This window comes from Phyllobacterium sp. A18/5-2, from assembly GCF_025452215.1.
GTDB lineage: Bacteria > Pseudomonadota > Alphaproteobacteria > Rhizobiales > Rhizobiaceae > Phyllobacterium > Phyllobacterium sophorae.
The window spans coordinates 1561262-1580512 of record NZ_CP104966.1 but is presented as its reverse complement, the minus strand read 5'-3'; the positions used below and the strand labels follow the sequence as shown (position 1 = coordinate 1580512).

The window sequence follows — 19251 nt, the reverse complement described above, 5'->3', positions numbered from 1 at the left end:
TGTCCGGGGCCGATTTGACCCCGGACAGGAAAGCGAAACTTACTGCGCGGCAGCAACAGCGGAAACGAGTTCCTTCACCGCTTCGTCGGAGCTCAACTCACCGTTGAACTCACGCGTAACCACGTCATAGATCGCGTTCTTGACGGCAGCCGGATTGGCATGGCCATGAGCCATGGATCCATAGAGCGTGCCGGCCTTGTTGGCCTCGGCAAGGTCCTTGATGGCCTTCTTGCCGCAAGCATCGAAGGCGGTGTCCGGAACATCCGTGCGTGCCGGGGCGGAGCCCTTCACCACATTGAACGCCGACTGGAAAGTCGGGCTTTCAATGGCCGATGCCATGACCAGCTGTGGGGCCCGTTGTGCATCACTGACCTTGAACATGGCGAACTGGTCAGAGTTGAACGTGACGGAGCCCTGAGTGCCCGGGAAGCGCATGCAAACGAAGTCCTTGCCCGGCTCCTTCTTGGCCTTGACGAATTCGCCCTTGGCCCAATCGCCCATGAACTGCAAACCAGCCTTGTTCTCTATGACCATTGCGGAGGCAAGATTCCAGTCACGACCGGAGAAATTGTCGTCCACATAAGTGCGCAGCTTGGTCATGCGGTCGAAGGCTTCCTTCATCTTGTCGCTACCCAAAGCCTTGGGATCGAGATCGATGAAAGCCGCCTTGTAGAAGTCATTGCCGAGGGACAGAACGACGGCGTCGAAAATCGTTGCATCCTGCCACGGCTGGCCACCATGGGCGATCGGCGTAATACCCTGCTCCTTGAACTTGTCGAGAAGGGCGATCAGCTCATCCCAGTTCGCAGGCTCCTTACCGCCAGCCTTGTCGAGAGCAGCCTTGTTGATCCAGATCCAGTTGGTCGAGTGAACATTGACCGGCGCTGCGATCCAGTGACCATCATATTTGGAGAAACCCTGCAAGGCTGTCGGGATGACGTCATCCCACTTTTCCTTCGCTGCAATATCGTCCAGATTGCCAAGCGCACCCTGCTTCGCCCAATCGAGAATGTCGAAACCGAGCATCTGCACGGCCGTTGGCGGGTTGCCAGCGGTTACACGAGCACGCAAAACGGTCATTGCTTCGGTGCCGCCACCACCAGAAACCGGCATGTCGGACCAGGTAATACCCTTGGTTTCCAGATCCTTCTTCAGAACCTCCAGCGCCGTTGCTTCACCGCCGGACGTCCACCAGTGCAGGACCTCGACGTTTTCGGCTGCGTGCGCCATTGTTGCGGTACCCAGCAACATTGCTGCTGCAGCAACCGTATTCATCCACTTTTTCATTTCATGCCTCCCACGTGAAAAAAGAGAAAAATTTGACAAAATCCGACCGAAGTTTCCCCAAGTCCGGAGCATTCTTACAGTATGCAGAATGGCTATTACAATCGATTTAATTCCCTGACCATACTACTTTCCTCCTACCGATGTGCATGTTCAACGTCTTGGTCTCGGTATAGTCCTCCACTGCATGCCTGCCGAGCTCGCGGCCAAGTCCGGACTGCTTGTATCCGCCGAACGGCAACTCTGATGCACCGTCCATGAATGTATTCATCCAGACCGTTCCGGCACGCACCCGTCTGCCGATTGTCAGGCACGTGTCGAAGTCGCGGCTCCACACGCCGGCCGACAAGCCATAATCTATGGAATTGGCGATACGGACGGCGTCTTCCAGGGTTTCGAATGTTAGCACAGACAGCACCGGTCCGAATACTTCTTCACGCGCCACAGCCATTTCCGGCTGAATCGAAGAAAGGATCGTCGGCGACATGAATTGCCCCATGCCGAGATCAAGCGGTTCGCCACCATGGCTGACATTTGCACCTGCCGATGCAGCCTGACGCACATAGGTATCGATCTTCTTCAGGTGTTCAGGCGTGATGATTGCACCAACCTTGGTTTGGGGATCGAGCGGATCGCCAACCTTCACTTTGGCGGAGAGCGCCGCAACACGCGCAACCACGTCGTCCGCAATATCGCGGTGAACGATCAGGCGGGACCCCGCATTGCAGCATTCACCGGCATTGAAATAGGCCCCGAATACGGCGGCATCGATGAAGTCATCCAGCTCCGCATCGGGAAAAACGATTTGTGGGTTTTTGCCCCCGAGTTCGAGCGAAACCTTTTTCAAAGTCTGGGCTGCATTGGCCATGGTAAGCTTGCCGACCAGCGTCGAGCCCGTGAAAGATATCATGTCGACATCGGGATGTGTCGTCATTGGTGCACCGACCTCGGCGCCCGTTCCAACGACAATATTGACTACACCAGGCGGAACACCGGCTTCGATTAGAATTTCACCGAGCAACAGCGTAGACCCGGACGTGAGTTCTGATGGCTTGACGACAGTGGTACAACCGGCAGCAAGCGCAAATGGTAACTTTTGACTTACAATGAGAAACGGGAAATTCCACGGCGTGATAATCGAGACAACACCGATTGCCTCACGCAGCACGACGCCCAGCGTTCCATCGCCCAGGGTGTTGTAGCTTTCGCCGTGCAGGTCGCGCCCGAGAGCTGCGGCATACCGCCAGATATCGACGGCACCGCCAAGTTCGGCTTTCGCCTGCGAAATCGGCTTTCCGGATTCGATACAGTCGAGATAGGCGAGCTCATCGGAGCGGGCCGCGATTAGATCTGCTGCCTTCAAAATGATGTTTGATCTTTCGGCACCGGTCATGTGCGACCATGGACCGTTGTCGAAAGCATTGCGCGCAGCGGCGATTGCCCGCTCGGCATCGACCTTCGTTCCTGCCTGATAACGCGAAACCACGACGCCATGTCCGGGGCTCTTGCGCTCGATCACGCCACCTTCAGCGCCGTCGGCCCATTTACCGCCGATCAGCATCTGGAATTCACGCACATTGAAATTATCGAGCGCTTGTGGACGTACCAGAACTGTCATTACCATTCTCCCTTGAACACGGGCTCGCGCTTTTCGGCAAAGGCCGAAACACCTTCCTTCAGGTCCGCTGTTTTTGCGACGAGGATCGAGCCCAAAGCCTCGACCGCCGTCCCATTATCTTCGCCATTGGCCGAGGCGATCATCAGTTTTGCCACTTCGACGGCTGCCGGGCCACGCTTGGCGATCCGCTCTGCGTAGGCCTGCGCCGTGGCAACGGCGGCACCCGTCTCGACGACATGGTCCACCAGACCGACGGCTTGCCCCTCGTTCGCACTGAAGATCTCGCCGCCCAATGCCATGCGGCGGACAACCTGTGCGCCAAACCGGCGGACAAGACGTTGCGTTCCGGACCAGCCAGGCACCATGCCAAGCCCGGTTTCCGGCAGGCCTAGCCTGATCTGGGTTTCGGCGATGCGGATATCGGCGGCCGCGGCCAGTTCCAGCCCGCCGCCCAGCGCATGGCCATTGAGCGCTGCGATGAGGGGGACTCTCAGTGTAGCCAAACGCTCAAAAACGCGATGGCCGAAGCGCACCCAGGCATGACCGAATTCGTTCGGCGTCATCGCCGCCCAGGCCTTGATGTCGCCGCCCGCAGAAAAAGCCTTGCCCGCACCGGTCAGGATCGCAACCCGTATCTCCGCGTTGGCTTCGACAGCATCGCAGGCAGCGCTTAATTCCTTCAGCATGTCGAGGTCGAAAGCGTTGAGTTTTTCCGGCCGCGACACCGTGATCGTGGCGATAGGGCCGGCGAAGGTTACTTCGATACGCCGATCAGCCATTGAGTGTCCTTTGCGGTTTCTGCGGTAGTTTCAAACCGAATGGCTGCGGCCCAAACAGTTGAATCTCCATCAGTTTAAGATCGCGGGCAACGACCAGCGGGAATTCCGACTGGTCGAGAATATGCGTTTGCAAATCAATGCCCGGCGCAATTTCAGTCAGTACAAGACCCTCGGGGCGCAGAACCATGACGCAGCGCTCGGTAACATAGGTGATGTCCTGACCCTGCTCGACGGCACGGCGGCCTGAGAAGGTGACGTGCTCGACCTCCCTGACCAGCTTCTTCAGCTTGCCTTCCTTCTCGATCACGAGCTTGCCGTCCTCCACCTGCACTTTCGCGCCGGCATTGAACATACCCGAGAAGACGATCTTGCGTGCCCTGGCCGTGATATCGACAAAGCCGCCGGCACCCGCAGTGACATGCGGACGGAAGCTCAGCTTCGACACGTTGACCGAGCCGGTTTGATCGATTTCAAGGAAGGACAGAAGTGAGGCATCGAAACCTGCGCCCTGGAAATAGGTGAACTGGTGCGGGGACGGTACAAAGGCTTCGGCATTGGAAGCGCAGCCAAAGGCAAAGTCGAGCAACGGAACGCCACCGACAGGACCCTGCTCGATCACCCAGGTGACCGCGCCATGCAGTCCCTCTTCGAGAAGAATGCGCGGCACATTGGCAGAGATGCCGAAACCGAGATTGACGGCGCTTCCCGCCTCAAGCTCCATGGCGACACGGCGGGCGATGACTTTCTGGATATTGAAATCCGGCAGGGCAAAATCTTCCAACGGATGGAAAATTTCACCGGAGATCGCTGGGTCATAGCCGGTTTGCGTCGTCTGCATCTGATCAGGATCGACGACGACATAGTCCACCAGAATGCCCGGAACACGCACGTCATGCGGCTTCATCGAACCACTCTTGGTGATACGTTTCACTTGCGCGATAACGATTCCGCCATTGTTGCGGACCGCCAGCGCCTGATCGAAGCCGCCAAGGTAGGCGCCCTCGTGCTCGTATGTGAGGTTGCCGCGCTCGTCGGCCGTGGTGGCGCGAATGATGGCCACCTGCGGAATTATGGGCTTGAAGAACAGCCATTCCTCGCCCTCGAAGTCGATCTTGCGAACAACCGGCTCCCTGGCCGCCAAAGCGTTCATGGCGCAACCTTGCCGGTCCGGATCGACAAAGGTGTCGAGCCCGACCTTGGTCAGCACGCCCGGGCGTTTCGCGGCCGCCTCGCGGTGCATGTCGAAGAGAATGCCGGACGGGATGTTGTAGGCCGCGACCTCATCATTGCCGATCATCTGCCAGATCAATGGCGGCTCGGCGGTGGAGGGGCCAGACGGGTAGGAGCCGCCGATGATTTTCTTCAGAAGCCCCTTCTTGGCGATGTAATCGACACCCTTGATGCCGCTCATGTCCCCGGCAGCGATAGGGTGCAAGGTCGTCAGATCGCGGGGATGACCGGTCGCATCGAAACGCGCCCCAATCGCCTTCAACATCAGATCCGGACAACCGAGACCACTCGATGAAGAGACCGAAACAATGGCTTCGTCGGGGATGAGGTTCGCGGCCTCCTCAGGAGTTATGTGCTTGTTCATTCTTGTATTTCTATTTTTCAAAGGCCTGGGTTGATATGCTGGACGGTTCCGGTTTTTGCCGCCTCGGCAACAGCGATACCTGCAGCGAGCGACCACACACCATCCTCGCCGCTCGCCGATGGAACGCCATTTCCGGCAATCGCGGCGTGGAACCTGGCGACTCCGGTCTCGTAGAGGTTCTTGTGATCGAGCTTGAGTTCAGTCTCGCCATCGGCATTGCGCAGGGTCACGGTACCAACCGGTCTCTGTGTCATCACATTGCGACCAACGAGCGAGCCTTCGGTGCCGTGCACCTCGAAGCCGGTTTCGGAATATTTGGTGGTGAAGCCATCATGGAACAGGGCGATGAGCCCCGACTTGAACCGCATCACACCCATGACCGCATCCTCAAGCCCGGCCTTGGCAAGCCCGCTTTTTTGAGTGGACGCAATAGCTTCAACAGGATCATCACCGAGCACGTACCGCAGCGTATCCGTATCGTGGACAGTGATGTCGAGGATAACCCCGCCGCCCGCTTCCGGACGGTCGAGCCTCCAGCCCTGCAGATGCGGCGGCAGATAACCCGCATGGAAAACCTTGGCAGCAAGCGGAGTGCCGATCTTGCCGGCCGCAATCGCATCGCGCATCGCCGTGTGACTTGCCGCATTGCGCAGGTGATGGTTAGTTGCAAATACCACATTGGCGGCGCGGCACGCTTCGACCATGACGCGCGCATCGGCAAGGCTGGTTGCAAGCGGCTTCTCGCATAGCACATGTTTTCCAGCTTTTGCAGCGGCAAGAACCTGATCTTTGTGCAATTCGTTGGTGGTGGAAATGTAAACCGCATCAATGGGTTGGTCGTTCAGTAGTGCATCGACACTCGTCACGGAACGGGCGATCCCGTGATCCGTCGCGTATTTCGCGCCGCGTTCGGCATTCGTGCTCATCACCGAAACGATCTCGCCGCCGTTCGCGCGGATCGCATCGATCACCCATTCATGCGCAATGGTGCTTGCCCCGATCAATCCCCAGCGTGTCATGCCATTTCCTCCGGTTGTTTCACGGGCGCACCGCAGCTTTGCCGCACCACAAGCCGCACTGACGTCACGATGGATTCCTGATCGATCTGTCCTGCGTTGATCTGCTTCAAGAGCAGCTGGGCCGCGCGCTGGCCCATTCCCTGCGGGTCAACTGAAACGGTCGTTAGGGCAGGAACAGCGGTCTTGGCTTCGATGACGTCATCGAAGCCTATGATTCCAAAGCCTTTTCCCGGCTCTATATTGTTCGAGCGCAGGCCGTCGCAAACGCCGAATGCCACCGCGTCGTTGAGGCAGAGGGCTGCAGTCGGGCGCTCCGCGAAGAGCATCATGCGCTCGACCGCTGCGACACCGCCGGCGCGCGATGGAGCGGAATGAATGATGAAATTGTCGTTGAGCGGGATACCCGCCTCGACCAGCGCATCGCGATAACCGCGCACCCGGTCGGAGAAAACCGCAGTGTCGACGAAGCCGCCCATAAAGGCGATGCGGCGATGACCAAGGCCGATCAGATGCCGGATGGCAGCCTTGGCACCGGCATAATTGTCGGACAAAAGCGTTGAAACCTTGGCGCCGGGGAGGTTTCGGACAACAACCACAACCGGGATTCCGCTGTCTGCCAAGGACTTGATATCATTGGCTTCCGTGCCCCGCGCCGGCGACAGGATCAGTCCGGCAATGCCATTTTCCCGCATCGATGCAATGACCTGGCGCTGCCGGTCCACACTCTCACCGCTGTGGGCGAGAAACTGCACATAACCTGCCGATTGGACCACCAGATCCATGCCAACAGCCAATTCCGCGAAGAAGCTGTTGGTCAGGTCATTGACGACGATGCCGACGATTTTGGACCTGGCCTGGCGCAAGTTTGCGGCGCCGCGATTATAGACATAGCCAAGCTCATCGATGAGCCCGCTGACCTTCTCGCGGGTCTTGTCATTGACGAGCGGGCTGCCTTGGAGAACCAGGGACACGGTGGATTTCGACACGCCGGCGGCGCGCGCTATGTCCACAATGCTGGTCCGGGTCCGGTTCAAAGGCGTATCTCCCAAGTTGCGGCAACTTTAATTGGAACGTTCCAAATTAGTCAAGCATTTTCTTACACCACAATTTTTTGCGCCAATTACACCCGTCCTGGTTGATTTTCTTGGGACAGATTCAGTGTTTTGCAGACTAATTTGCGGGCATTTTGAGCGAATCTAGTGATTTTTCGTTTTATCTCTTGTTTTTTGGAACGTTCCAAAATAGAAGTTGCGTGTTTGATCGGGAGCGATAGCTATGACCCTTACCCTAAAGTTGCCCAACGCAGACGGGACAACCTCCGATTATCGTCTGACAGGCGAACCGATTGGTACACCGGCCACGATGCCTGTCTTCAACCGCATCGCCTATGCAGCCGCCCATGTGGTTTCCGATCCCTTGCGCGATGTCCAGCCATGGGGCGCTCCGGCTATAGATTGGGATGCGACGATGGCCTTCCGCCATCACCTCTGGTCGCTCGGATTCAAGATCGCCGAGGCCATGGATACGGCGCAACGCGGCATGGGTTTGGACTGGGCTGGAGCGCGCGAGCTGATCCGCCGCTCGCTCGCAGAGTCGCGCTCCGTTGCGGGCGCAGATCTCGCCTGCGGTGCAGGCACTGACCAGCTGGCACCGAACGACACCAAGCATCTTCAAGACGTCATTGACGCCTATGAGACGCAGATCGGTTTCGTCGAGGCCGAGGGCGGACGGGCGGTAATGATGGCAAGCCGCGCACTGGCGCGGGTCGCACGTTCCGGTGACGACTATCGCACCGTCTATGGCGAGCTCCTGAGCCAGACCCGGGAGAAGGCCGTTCTGCATTGGCTCGGCGACATGTTCGACCCCCAGTTAGCCGGCTACTGGGGTTCGCATTCCTTCGACACGGCTCTGGAAACAGTTCTCGCCATCATCAACGACAACAGGGACAAGGTCGAAGGTATCAAGATTTCGCTGCTCGACAACCGGAAGGAAGTCGAGTTGCGCAAGCGGCTGCCCGAGGGTGTGCTGTGCTTCACCGGCGACGATTTCAACTATGCCGAATTGATCGAAGGCGACGGCACACGCTACAGCCATGCGCTGCTCGGTATCTTCGACGCGGTGGCACCTTCGGCGTCGAAGGCGTTGAGTCTCCTCGCCAAAGGCGAGACTCAAGCTTTTCGCGCGGTGATCGAGCCGACGGTTCCGTTGTCCCGCAAGATCTTCGAGGCTCCGACCCAATATTACAAGGCAGGCGTCGTGTTCCTCGCCTGGCTCAACGGCCACCAAAGCCATTTCACCATGCCAGCAGGCATGCAATCGGCACGCGGGATCGTCCACTATGCGGATATTTTCCGGCTGGCTGATCAGGCCAATGTTCTCGACAAGCCTGAGCTGGCCGTGAGTCGCATGATGAACCTTTTGCAGGTCTACGGGCTTTAAGTTCGCACACGTACCTCATTCGATTGGCGACAAGCACTTCTGTGTTAGATTGTGTACAAAACAACACAAGGCTGTAACCATGACTGATACAACTCTGACTATACGCATCAGTTCTGAGATGAAAGACAAGCTGGGCCGATTGGCAAAGGACACGCGACGCAGCAAATCCTTTCTCGCTGCGGAAGCGGTTTCTGCCTATGTCGACCATGAACTCGAGATCGTAGAGGGTATTCAGCGTGGCCTTGACGCCATCACCGCAGGAGACACCGACAGTTTCATGTCGCATGAAGATGCCATGGCAGAAATTTATGCCGTGATTGACGCTGTCGAAAGACGCAAGGCTTGACGCGGCCTGTCGGATGGTTCCGTCCAGCACTGGATGACCTCAAACAACAGGTCTCATATATTGCTGCCGATAATCCAGAAGCAGCAAGGCGAATAGCAGACCGAATTCGAGACGCCGGCAACGATCTTGGCAGTTTTGCGACAGGCCGCCATGGACGAGTAGCCGGAACGTATGAAAAATCGGTGCCGCGCCTGCCTTACATTATCGATTATTCGATCAACCTTATCCATGGGCGAGAAACAGTATCCATCGTGCGCATCATTCATACGGCACGAGATTGGCCTGTTGACGAATGGCCATCCAAATAAAAGGGGCGGCGCCCAAGCGCCACCCCTTCCCCGCTCCAACTGTTTGAAGCTTACTTTACCCAGCTCTTGACCAGCTCATCATAATTGATGGTCTGCGGCTTTTCCTTTTCGTTCTCGACCTTGAGCTGCGGTGCCAGATTGCCTGCCTTCACAGCTTCGGCATTCCAGTAAGCAAGATCATGCTCTTCGGCCAATTTCGGGCCGATGTCGCCCTGAACGCCCGACTTCTCGAGGCGTCCAAGCACCTTTTCCTGTTCCTCGCACAGCGAGTCCATGGCCTCTTGTGCAGTCTTGGCACCCGAGGACGCATCACCGATCGCCTGCCACCAAAGCTGAGCCAGCTTCGGATAGTCCGGAACATTGGTTCCGGTCGGCGACCATTGCAAGCGAGCCGGCGAGCGATAGAACTCGATCAGGCCCCCAAGTTTTGGCGCGCGGTCGGTAAAGGACTTATGGTCGAGCGTCGACTGGCGGATGAAGGTCAGGCCGACATGGCTCTTCTTCACATCGACGGTCTTGGATGTCACAAACTGCGCATAGAGCCATGCGGCCTTGGCGCGATCATCCGGGGTGGATTTCAGCAACGTCCAGGAACCGGCGTCCTGATAGCCAAGCTTCATGCCGTCCTTCCAGTACACGCCATGCGGAGACGGGGCGAAACGCCACTTTGGCGTGCCGTCCTCGTTGACCACCGGCAAGCCTGGCTTGACGAAGTCGGCGGTGAACGCCGTATAGGTGAACATCTGCTGGGCGATTTCGCCCTGCGACGGTACCGGGCCCGATTCGGAGAAGGTCATGCCCTGAGCCGCCGCAGGAGCATAGGCCTTCATCCAATCCAGGTATTTCTGGATGGAATAGACCGCAGCCGGACCGTTGGTGTCACCGCCGCGCGCAACGCAGGAGCCGACCGGACGCGAATTCTCGTCGACCTTGATGCCCCATTCGTCGACCGGCTTGCCGTTCGGAATGCCCTTGTCGCCATTGCCGGCCATGGAGAGCCAGGCATCGGTGAAGCGCCAGCCCAGCGACGGATCCTTCTTGCCATAATCCATATGGCCGTAGACCTTCTTGCCGTCCACCTCGCGGCCGGTGAAGAACTCGGCAATATCCTCATAGGCCGACCAGTTGACCGGCACGCCGAGGTCGTAGCCATACTTCGCCTTGAAGTCTGCTTTGTTCTTCTCGTCGTTGAACCAGTCGTAGCGGAACCAGTAGAGGTTCGCGAACTGCTGGTCGGGCAACTGATAAAGCTTGCCGTCCGGCGCGGTGGTGAAGGATTTGCCGATGAAGTCGTCGATGTCGAGATCCGGGTTGGTGACATCCTTGCCTTCATTCGCCATCCAGTCGGTCAGGCTGCGCGCCTGCTGATAGCGCCAGTGGGTGCCGATCAGGTCCGAGTCGTTGATGTAGGCGTCATAGACGTTTTCACCCGACTGCATCTGTGTCTGCAGCTTTTCCACGACGTCACCTTCGCCGATCAGATCGTGTGTGATCTTGATACCGGTGATATCGGTGAACGCCTTGGCGAGGGTCTTCGACTCGTATTCATGCGTGGTGATGGTTTCCGAGACCACCTTGATGTCCAGGCCGGCAAAAGGCTTTGCCGCATCCACGAACCACTGCATTTCCTTTTCTTGCGCCGCCCGATCGAGCGCCGACATGTCGCCGATTTCCTTGTCGAGGAATGCCTTGGCCTCGTCCATGCCGGCATAGGCACTGCCTGCACCGAAGAGCAGTACGAGAGCTGTCGTTGTCGTCAATATTCGCGTTCGCATTTTAGTCCTCCCAGAGTTGCGATTGCATCGTCAGGTGCGTGGCGGAATGCCTTGCACCTTGTTCCTAGACAAAGCGGAATACGCCGATTGCGTAGACCACAGAGAGAGCCAGAGCCCACCAAAGGTTCGGGCCGACAAGGCCGAGCCAGGCGAGGTGAATGAATGCGCTGCCGAGCAGCGACACGAACAGCCGGTCGCCGCGCGTGGTTTCAAAGCGCAAGATGCCAACCCTTGGGTTGCCACCTGGAGAGGCATATTCCCATACGGCCATAAGCGACATGAGCGCAAAGATGGTGAGGAAGAACAGCGCAGTCGGGAATGTCCAGGCCATCCAACCGCCGGCAACCAGAGGTGCGAACCAGTCGCGCGCGCCATCCTTGACAGGCACAGCCGCAACGAGAAGCCCGACCATGATTGTGAAAGCGGCTGCGACAACCGCCAGCACCACGGGCCAACGCCTTGTCGTTTCCATTATACCCTCCCCAGGGCAAAGCCCTTGGCAATGTAGTTGCGGACGAAATAGATAACGATCGCGCCCGGAATGATGGTCAGCACGCCAGCTGCGGCAAGCACACCCCAATCCAGACCCGAGGCCGAGACCGTGCGTGTCATGATGGCGGCAATTGGCTTTGCGGCAGTCGTCGTCAGGGTGCGGGCGATCAGCAGTTCCACCCACGAGAACATGAAGCAGAAGAAGGCGGCAACACCAATACCGCTTGCGATCAGCGGAACGAAGATCTTCACGAAAAAGCGGGGGAAGGAGTACCCGTCTATATAGGCGGTCTCATCGATTTCCTTCGGAACGCCCGACATGAAGCCTTCAAGGATCCAAACGGCAAGCGGCACGTTGAACAGGCAATGGGCAAGCGCCACGGCGATGTGCGTGTCAATCAGCCCAAATGCCGAATAGAGCTGGAAGAACGGCAGCGCAAATACGGCGGGCGGAGCCATGCGGTTGGTCAGCAGCCAGAAGAACAGGTGCTTGTCGCCGAGGAACCGGTAGCGCGAGAACGCATAGGCCGCCGGCAACGCCACCAGCACCGAGATCACCGTGTTCATCACCACATAGATGATGGAATTTATGTAGCCCTTGTACCAGGACGGATCTGTGAAGATGACCGCGTAATTGTGCAGCGTCGGGCTTTTTGGCCAGAGCGAAAAGGCACCGAGGATTTCCTGGTTGGTCTTGAAGCTCATATTGATGAGCCAGTAAATCGGCAGCATCAGGAAGATGATGTAGAGCGTCGGAATGAGCCACCAGAACTTCGACTCGTCGCCGCGCTTGCGCATCTTGCGGGCAAGCGCCTTGTCGATCTGCCGCTGCTCGGCTTCGGGCCGCTCGCTGGTGCGTGCAAGTGTTTCCTGTCTCACCGACATATCAGCGCTCCGCATCGTAATTGGTCATGATCGTATAGAAGACCCATGACAGCAGCAGGATGATCAGGAAGTAGATGATCGACATGGCCGCTGCCGGACCAAGGTCAAACTGGCCGACAGCCACCTTGACGAGGTCGATCGACAGGAACGTCGTCGAATTGCCGGGGCCGCCGCCGGTGACGACGAAAGGCTCGGTATAGATCATGAAACTATCCATGAAGCGCAGCAGCACGGCGATCAGCAGCACGCGATTCATCTTCGGCAACTGGATGTAACGGAACACCGCCCAGCGCGACGCACCATCGATCTTGGCCGCCTGGTAGAAGGCATCGGGGATCGACACAAGACCGGCATAGCAGAGAAGCACCACCAGGCTGGTCCAATGCCAGATATCCATGATGATGACCGTGAACCAGGCATGCATCGGGTTCTGAACGTAATTGTAATTGATGCCAAGCTTGGCGAGTGTGTAGCCGAGGAGGCCGATGTCGACACGACCGAATACTTGCCAGATGGTACCAACAACATTCCACGGGATAAGCAGCGGCAGGGCCATCAGCACCAGGCAGACCGGAACGCCCCAGCCTTTGCGCGGCATGTTGAGCGCGATGACGATGCCAAGCGGCACCTCGATGGCAAGAATGATGAACGAGAAGACAAGGTTACGCCCGAGCGCGGCATGAAAGCGTTCGGAGTGAAGTATCTCTTCGAACCATTCCGTGCCGGCCCAGAAGAACTGGTTATTGCCGAACGTATCCTGCACCGAATAGTTGACCACGGTCATCAGCGGGATGACGGCGGAAAAGGCCACCAGCAGCAGCACCGGCAGGACCATGAACCAAGCTTTGTTGTTCCAGGTTTTTTCCATGGTTACTGTCCTTCCACCCGCCAGGAATCGGCGTAGATATTGATGCCTTTCGGATCGAAGGCGACATGCGGTTCGGCCGGAATATCCTGACCCTCGCCGACGATGACGGCGATCTCCTGATTTTCGAGCCGGGTGCGGACGATCTTGTGCCGGCCGATATCCTCGACCTTGGCGATCTTGACCGGTATGCCAAGACGTCCGAGACGCACATATTCCGGGCGAATTCCAAGTTCAATCTTGCCTGCGGCGACAGGCATGGCAGGTGATGGCAGCTGAATCTGGTGGCTGCCGATTTGAGCCATGCCGCCGGCGAGCTTTACCGGCATGACGTTCATGCCGGGCGAGCCGATGAAATAACCGACGAAGGTGTGCTTCGGCCGCTCGAACAGTTCCTCGGGCGTACCGATCTGCACGATCTCGCCGTCATACATGACAACGACCTTCTGGGCGAAAGTCAGGGCTTCGGTCTGGTCGTGCGTGACATAGACCATGGTATAGCCGAAGCGCTGGTGCAATTGCTTCAGCTGCGAGCGCAGCACCCACTTCATGTGGGGATCGATAACCGTCAGCGGCTCATCGAACAGGATGGCATTGACGTCGGATCGAACGAGGCCACGGCCCAGCGATATCTTCTGCTTCTGATCGGCGGTGAGACCGCGCGCCTTCTTTTTGGCCCAGCTGGCGAGATCGATCATTTCCAGCGTTTCGCGCACCTTGCGGTCAATCTCCGCTTCGGGCACACCGCGATTGCGCAAGGGAAAGGCAAGATTGTCGTAGACGGTCATGGTGTCGTAGATGACCGGGAACTGGAATACCTGCGCGATATTGCGTTCCTGGGTGGAAAGGTTCGTTACATCCTCGCCGTTGAAGAGCAACTGACCGTGCGAAGGATGGATCAGCCCTGAAATGATATTGAGCAGGGTGGTCTTGCCGCAACCGGACGGCCCAAGCAGAGCATAGGCGCCGCCATCCTCCCAGCTGTGATGCACTTCCTTCAGCGCATAGTCCTTGTCCGATTTCGGGTTGGGGCCGTAGGCATGGCGGATGTGATTGAGGTCGATGCGTGCCATGATCGCTCCTATGCCGCCAGCTTCTGGCGGCGGGTGACGGAATTGCCGCTCGCGTCAAAAATCATCAGATTGCGCGGATCGATGAAGATCTCGATCTCCTCATCGGGCGTGTAGATGTGAATACCATGCGCCAGCATGGTCCAGCGCGCATCTGCAAAAGAGAGATGCACATAACTTTCCGAACCGGTGATTTCCGTCGCGGTGACCGTCGCTTTCAGACCGATCTCGCCGGGATTCGTCCGAACTGTCGCGACATGGTGCGGCTGAAAGCCGATGGTGTAAGTGCCATCTGCGAATTCGGCGAGATGCGCGGGCACCGGCAGAGCGACACCACCCTCCAGCTGGAACACCTTGCCGAACTTGGCCAGCGCAATTGTGTTGAGCGGCGGGTCGGCGAAAGTCTGCGCGGTGATCAGGTCGTCCGGCTTGCGGAAGACATCGATGGTCGGCCCGAACTGGGTGATGCGGCCTTCCGAAAGGGTCGCGGTATTGCCACCAAGAAGCAGCGCCTCATGCGGTTCGGTGGTGGCATAGACGAAGATCGTACCGGATTCGGCGAATATCTTCGGCAGTTCCTGGCGCAATTCCTCGCGCAGCTTGTAGTCGAGATTGGCCAGCGGCTCATCGAGCAGAACCAGTTTGGCATTCTTGACGATGGCACGCGCCAGCGCCGTGCGCTGCTGCTGACCGCCGGAGAGGCTGAGCGGCGTGCGGTCAAGGAACGGCGTGAGTTTCAGCAGTTCCGCGGCCTTGCGCACTTCGCGGTCGATGGTCGCACTATCGGCGCCGGCAACGCGCATGGGCGAGGCGATGTTCTCATAGACCGTGAAAGCCGGATAATTGATGAACTGCTGATAGACCATGGCTACCGAGCGCTTCTGCACCGGCACACCGGTCACATCCTTGCCATCGAACCAGACCGAGCCCGAGGTCGGCGCATCGAGGCCAGCCATGATGCGCATGAGACTGGTCTTGCCGGACAAGGTCGGGCCGAGCAGGACATTCAGCGTGGCATGTTCCAAAGTCAGCGAAATATCGCTGAGATGGGGCTTACCGCCCACCACTTTGGATACATTCCGCAATTCCAACATATGCTCTCCTCCCAGAGACAATGCGGACATTTGTCCACATCGCTCAATCCAAAACTATTCGGCTGCGAGCTTGCGCCGCCGGTCGACCGCATCTTCCATGAAGCGATCAAGCGCGGCTGCCTCGTCAGCGTTCAAATGCAAACCCTTCTTGGTGCGGCGCCACAGCACGTCCTGCGCCGTCACGGCCCATTCATGATCGATCTGGTAGCGAACCTCCGCCTCGTAAAGATCAGAGCCGAAGTGCCTGCCAAGATCGTCGATCGATGCTGCGCGCCCGAGCAATGTCCGGACTTTCGTACCGTAAAGCCGGAACAGGCGGTGCGCATGAACGTCCGGCAGAAAAGGATAATCGACCTTGAGCTTGTGCAACTCGGCATCGAAGGCGGTTGCCGCAAAATCGCCGCCCGGCAAAGTGCCAGTGGCGGTCCAGGGCTTCCCCTTTTTGCCAAGCTGATCCTCGATTTTCTCCAGCATGTGTTCCGACAAACGCCGGTAGGTCGTGATCTTGCCGCCGAATATGTTGAGCAGCGGCGCCTGGCCATGCGGTGCGTCGGCCTTCAGCACATAGTCGCGCGTGGCCTCCTGGGCTTTGGACGCACCATCGTCATAGAGCGGGCGCACACCGGAATAGGTCCACACAACATGTTCCCGCTTGACTGGCTCGACGAAATATTCGCTGGCCGCTGCACAGAGATAATCGATCTCGGCATCGCTGATTTTTACCTCCGCAGGATTGCCGTGATAATCCTGATCGGTGGTGCCGATGAGCGTGAAATCCTGTTCGTAGGGAATGGCGAAAATGATGCGGCCGTCGGTGTTCTGGAAGAAGTAGGCGCGCGGATCGTCGAACTTCTTCCTCACGACGATATGACTGCCCTGCACGAGGCGGACGTTGTGCGCATTGTTGCTGCCAACGACACCGGTCAGCACCTCATCCACCCAGGGACCGGCAGCATTGACCACGAGCCGCGAGCGGATTTCCTCCGTGGTGCCGGTCAGGTCGTCCTGCAGGGTCAGGGTCCAGACATTTGCATCGCGCCGGGCACTGACCACCTTCGTGCGGGTACGGATGACGGCACCGCGATCGGCGGCATCACGGGCATTCAAGGCGACGAAGCGCGCATCGTTGACCCAGCAATCGGAATACTCGAAAGCCTTGGTGTAGAGCGATTTCAGCGGTTTGGCCGCCGGATCGCGGGTCATGTCGAGCGTCCGCGTCGCAGGGAGCCTCTTGCGGCCGCCGATGTGGTCATAAAGGAAGAGGCCAAGCCGCAGGAGCCAGGCCGGGCGCAGGCCGGCATGATGCGGCAGGACAAAGCGCATCGGCCAGATGATATGCGGCGCATTGGCCCACAGCACTTCGCGCTCCATCAATGATTCGCGCACCAGCCGGAATTCATAATATTCGAGATAGCGCAGCCCGCCATGAATAAGCTTGGTGGAGCCGGAAGAAGTGCCGCTGGCGAGATCGTTCATTTCCGCAAGGAACACCGAATAGCCGCGGCCAACAGCGTCCCGCGCGATGCCGCATCCATTGATGCCACCGCCAATAACGAAGATGTCGAAGACGTGTTCGGCCAAACCTGGCAATTCCATCCTCCCGATTTTTCGCAACGCACCATTTCCTCGCAATTGCGAAAGATACACAAATGAATTACGAAAGCAATACGAAACTGAAGTGAACTATACTGCGCATTGCAAAACGGCACAAGTGCCCAATCAGGCCGAGGTTTCGATGAGCCGTACGTCGGCATCGGCACAAATCTGCCGGATTGCCGCGCTTTCGCAGCGATCGGTTATAAAAGTGTGGACCTGCGAGAGATGGCCGATGCGCACGGGCGCCGTGCGCTCGAATTTGGTCGAGTCAGAAACGAGGATCACATGGCGCGCATTGGCCATGATGGCTTGGGCAACCTTCACTTCGCGAAAATCGAAATCGAGCAGAGCCCCGTCGCTGTCGATGGCAGAGGTGCCGATCACCGCGAAATCCACTTTGAACTGGCGAATGAAATCCACTGCGGCTTCGCCGACAATACCTCCATCGGAGCCACGAACCACGCCACCTGCGATGACCACTTCAATGTCGGGGTAAATACGTAACTTATTGGCAACATTAATATTATTTGTGATAATCATCAGGCCTTTGCGATCAAGCAAGGCTTGCCCCACCGCCTCGGTGGTGGTGCCAATGTTGACGAAGAGCGAAGCGTTATCCGGAATGAGATTGGCGGCCGCGCGGCCGATCGCCTCCTTCTCACCTGCCGCGATGAGCCGGCGCGCCTCATATTCGAGATTTTGCACTCCGGAAGGAAACAGCGCACCGCCATGAATGCGGGTAAGCAGGCGCTGGTCGCACAGATCGTTCAGATCCTTGCGAATGGTCTGCGGCGTCAAATTGAAGTGAACGGCGAGATCGTCAACGAGGACGCGGCCATGTTCCTTGGCCATCTCCAGAATTTCGGCATGTCTGGGGGGCAGAAACATCGTGTCAACTTTCATTTTCGTTTTCTGTGACGCCATTCGAAAACGAAAATGAACTTATGTCAATCGGCGCAAAAGCGAAAATGAACCACTCTGACCTATGCGGTCGCACCTTCGATGATTTCATAACCGGTATTGATGATGGTCTTTTCCTCGGGGCGCTCACGGCTTTCGAGCAATTTTTCAGCTGCCGTCTTGCCGATGAGAAAGCGCTTCGACAGGATCGTCGACAACGGCATGGACATCGCCTGCCCGATATCCAGCCCATTGAAGCCGAATATTCCAAGCTGCTGCTTCACGGTAATCCCGACATGCATGCAGTGGAAAATTCCGCCCATCGCCATGTCATCGTTCGGAAACACCACCACGTCGAGACCGGGCTCGGTCGCGAGAAGAATCTCCAGCGAGATCACGCCCCGCCATAGTCGAGCTTGGGCCCGGATGACGATGCTCGGCAACCAGCGAGAGCCCGGCCTCACGCAGCGACGTGCAAAGTCCCTCGTAACGGGCGGTGGCGCGATCATCGAAGACGACACTATGCCCGGCATAGCCGAAGCGGCGATAGCCACGCTGGATGAGGTGCCGGCCGGTGTCATAGCCAGCCTGGCGGTGCGACATGCCAACAGCAATATCAACGGGATCACCGTCAATATCCATGAGTTCGGCAACGCGGAACCTCCCATGCTCCAGATGGCGGCGGGCCGTCGGTGTATGGTGAAGCCCGGCGAGGATGATCGCTGCTGGCTGCCAGGCTAGAAATGAGACAAGAATGCGCTCTTCGACCAGCGGATCATAGTCGGTCACGCCGATCACGGGCTGAAACGCCGTTTGCGTGAGAGCGGTATGAATGCCTCGCAACACATCCGGAAAAACGATATTGGAGAGCGAGGGCAAAAGAACGCTCATCAATGTGGAGCCGGCAGAAGCGAGGCTGCCTGCTGCGCGGTTTGGAATATAGCCGAGTTCTGCAATGGCGTTCAGCACGCGTGTGCGGGTTGCATCGGCAATCGGCCCCTGGGCACGGACGACGCGCGACGCAGTAATCTCACTCACGCCTGCCAGCCGGGCGACGTCGGCCAAGGTCGGCATGTCGGGACTTCGATGAGCGTTGCGTTTGCGCGACATGGCCTCCCGATCCAGTGCGGCTGAAAGAATAATGACAGCGCTACCATAAAACGCTTGATGAATGCTAGTCATTATGC

The 19251-nt window shown here is 57.9% G+C and carries 17 protein-coding genes and 1 pseudogene; 3 read left to right on the top strand and 15 right to left on the bottom strand.

The window, feature by feature from the left end; all coding sequences use genetic code 11:
- Nucleotides 1-39 precede the first annotated feature (39 nt).
- The 6 genes from N8E89_RS07855 to N8E89_RS07830 form a co-directional block, all read right to left on the bottom strand.
- Complete coding sequence (locus tag N8E89_RS07855) at nt 40-1287, bottom strand: ABC transporter substrate-binding protein (RefSeq protein ID WP_106662369.1); 1248 nt, start codon at nt 1285-1287, stop codon at nt 40-42.
- Between the two features lie 106 nt (nt 1288-1393).
- Nucleotides 1394-2902, bottom strand: a complete 1509-nt coding sequence (locus N8E89_RS07850; protein ID WP_106662368.1) for an aldehyde dehydrogenase family protein — start codon at nt 2900-2902, stop codon at nt 1394-1396.
- The gene (locus tag N8E89_RS07845) at nt 2902-3681 is read right to left on the bottom strand and encodes an enoyl-CoA hydratase/isomerase family protein (protein WP_106662367.1); all 780 of its coding nucleotides are present in this window, start codon (nt 3679-3681) and stop codon (nt 2902-2904) included. Before N8E89_RS07845 ends, N8E89_RS07850 begins: the two co-directional genes overlap by 1 nt.
- A complete protein-coding gene (locus N8E89_RS07840; protein WP_106662366.1) occupies nt 3674-5275 on the bottom strand; it encodes an acyl CoA:acetate/3-ketoacid CoA transferase in 1602 nt (533 codons plus the stop codon). Before N8E89_RS07840 ends, N8E89_RS07845 begins: the two co-directional genes overlap by 8 nt.
- Before the next feature lie 17 nt (nt 5276-5292).
- Nucleotides 5293-6294: a Gfo/Idh/MocA family protein gene (locus N8E89_RS07835; protein WP_106662365.1), complete on the bottom strand. Its 1002-nt coding sequence runs from the start codon at nt 6292-6294 to the stop codon at nt 5293-5295.
- The gene (locus N8E89_RS07830; RefSeq protein ID WP_106662364.1) at nt 6291-7328 is read right to left on the bottom strand and encodes a LacI family DNA-binding transcriptional regulator; all 1038 of its coding nucleotides are present in this window, start codon (nt 7326-7328) and stop codon (nt 6291-6293) included. Before N8E89_RS07830 ends, N8E89_RS07835 begins: the two co-directional genes overlap by 4 nt.
- Nucleotides 7329-7569: 241 nt before the next feature.
- Between N8E89_RS07830 and N8E89_RS07825 the strand changes: the two genes are divergently transcribed.
- The 3 genes from N8E89_RS07825 (at nt 7570) to N8E89_RS07815 (ending at nt 9387) form a co-directional block, all read left to right on the top strand.
- The gene (locus N8E89_RS07825) at nt 7570-8733 is read left to right on the top strand and encodes a dihydrodipicolinate synthase family protein (protein WP_106662363.1); all 1164 of its coding nucleotides are present in this window, start codon (nt 7570-7572) and stop codon (nt 8731-8733) included.
- 79 nt (nt 8734-8812) lie between these two features.
- On the top strand, nt 8813-9079 hold the full coding sequence (locus N8E89_RS07820; RefSeq protein ID WP_106662362.1) for a CopG family ribbon-helix-helix protein: 267 nt from the start codon (nt 8813-8815) through the stop codon (nt 9077-9079).
- Complete coding sequence (locus N8E89_RS07815; protein ID WP_112760457.1) at nt 9076-9387, top strand: type II toxin-antitoxin system RelE/ParE family toxin; 312 nt, start codon at nt 9076-9078, stop codon at nt 9385-9387. The genes N8E89_RS07820 and N8E89_RS07815 overlap by 4 nt, the downstream gene beginning before the upstream one ends.
- 50 nt (nt 9388-9437) lie before the next feature.
- Here N8E89_RS07815 and N8E89_RS07810 read toward each other — a convergent pair whose 3' ends face one another.
- The 9 genes and pseudogenes from N8E89_RS07810 to N8E89_RS07770 form a co-directional block, all read right to left on the bottom strand.
- A complete protein-coding gene (locus tag N8E89_RS07810) occupies nt 9438-11162 on the bottom strand; it encodes an ABC transporter substrate-binding protein (RefSeq protein ID WP_106662360.1) in 1725 nt (574 codons plus the stop codon).
- Nucleotides 11163-11226: 64 nt separating this feature from the next.
- On the bottom strand, nt 11227-11634 hold the full coding sequence (locus N8E89_RS07805; protein WP_106662359.1) for a DUF2160 domain-containing protein: 408 nt from the start codon (nt 11632-11634) through the stop codon (nt 11227-11229).
- Entirely contained in the window at nt 11634-12452 is an 819-nt protein-coding gene (locus N8E89_RS07800; protein ID WP_106662630.1) for a carbohydrate ABC transporter permease, read from the bottom strand. Before N8E89_RS07800 ends, N8E89_RS07805 begins: the two co-directional genes overlap by 1 nt.
- An 88-nt stretch (nt 12453-12540) precedes the next feature.
- On the bottom strand, nt 12541-13407 hold the full coding sequence (locus tag N8E89_RS07795; RefSeq protein ID WP_106662358.1) for a carbohydrate ABC transporter permease: 867 nt from the start codon (nt 13405-13407) through the stop codon (nt 12541-12543).
- A gap of 2 nt (nt 13408-13409) precedes the next feature.
- On the bottom strand, nt 13410-14477 hold the full coding sequence (locus N8E89_RS07790; RefSeq protein WP_106662357.1) for an ABC transporter ATP-binding protein: 1068 nt from the start codon (nt 14475-14477) through the stop codon (nt 13410-13412).
- A gap of 8 nt (nt 14478-14485) precedes the next feature.
- On the bottom strand, nt 14486-15568 hold the full coding sequence (locus N8E89_RS07785; RefSeq protein WP_106662356.1) for an ABC transporter ATP-binding protein: 1083 nt from the start codon (nt 15566-15568) through the stop codon (nt 14486-14488).
- A 54-nt stretch (nt 15569-15622) separates the two neighbouring features.
- Complete coding sequence (gene glpD / locus N8E89_RS07780) at nt 15623-17149, bottom strand: glycerol-3-phosphate dehydrogenase (RefSeq protein WP_245448584.1); 1527 nt, start codon at nt 17147-17149, stop codon at nt 15623-15625.
- 138 nt (nt 17150-17287) lie between these two features.
- Nucleotides 17288-18052 (bottom strand): DeoR/GlpR family DNA-binding transcription regulator, encoded by a 765-nt coding sequence (locus tag N8E89_RS07775; RefSeq protein WP_106662354.1) that lies wholly within the window; start codon nt 18050-18052, stop codon nt 17288-17290.
- Nucleotides 18053-18147: 95 nt separating this feature from the next.
- Nucleotides 18148-19174, bottom strand: a pseudogene (locus tag N8E89_RS07770) (LacI family DNA-binding transcriptional regulator).
- Nucleotides 19175-19251 lie beyond the last annotated feature (77 nt).

Bases quoted from the DNA above. Each gene is read 5' to 3' on its own strand.
- N8E89_RS07850 (WP_106662368.1), bottom strand. From the start codon at position 2,902: ATGACAGTTCTGGTACGTCCACAAGCGCTCGATAATTTCAATGTGCGT.
- N8E89_RS07800 (WP_106662630.1), bottom strand. From the start codon at position 12,452: ATGCGCAAGCGCGGCGACGAGTCGAAGTTCTGGTGGCTCATTCCGACG.
- N8E89_RS07805 (WP_106662359.1), bottom strand. From the start codon at position 11,634: ATGGAAACGACAAGGCGTTGGCCCGTGGTGCTGGCGGTTGTCGCAGCC.
- N8E89_RS07795 (WP_106662358.1), bottom strand. From the start codon at position 13,407: ATGGAAAAAACCTGGAACAACAAAGCTTGGTTCATGGTCCTGCCGGTG.
- N8E89_RS07840 (WP_106662366.1), bottom strand. From the start codon at position 5,275: ATGAACAAGCACATAACTCCTGAGGAGGCCGCGAACCTCATCCCCGAC.
- N8E89_RS07825 (WP_106662363.1), top strand. From the start codon at position 7,570: ATGACCCTTACCCTAAAGTTGCCCAACGCAGACGGGACAACCTCCGAT.
- N8E89_RS07790 (WP_106662357.1), bottom strand. From the start codon at position 14,477: ATGGCACGCATCGACCTCAATCACATCCGCCATGCCTACGGCCCCAAC.
- N8E89_RS07775 (WP_106662354.1), bottom strand. From the start codon at position 18,052: ATGTTTCTGCCCCCCAGACATGCCGAAATTCTGGAGATGGCCAAGGAA.
- N8E89_RS07820 (WP_106662362.1), top strand. From the start codon at position 8,813: ATGACTGATACAACTCTGACTATACGCATCAGTTCTGAGATGAAAGAC.
- N8E89_RS07810 (WP_106662360.1), bottom strand. From the start codon at position 11,162: ATGCGAACGCGAATATTGACGACAACGACAGCTCTCGTACTGCTCTTC.
- N8E89_RS07835 (WP_106662365.1), bottom strand. From the start codon at position 6,294: ATGACACGCTGGGGATTGATCGGGGCAAGCACCATTGCGCATGAATGG.
- N8E89_RS07785 (WP_106662356.1), bottom strand. From the start codon at position 15,568: ATGTTGGAATTGCGGAATGTATCCAAAGTGGTGGGCGGTAAGCCCCAT.
- N8E89_RS07845 (WP_106662367.1), bottom strand. From the start codon at position 3,681: ATGGCTGATCGGCGTATCGAAGTAACCTTCGCCGGCCCTATCGCCACG.
- N8E89_RS07855 (WP_106662369.1), bottom strand. From the start codon at position 1,287: ATGAAAAAGTGGATGAATACGGTTGCTGCAGCAGCAATGTTGCTGGGT.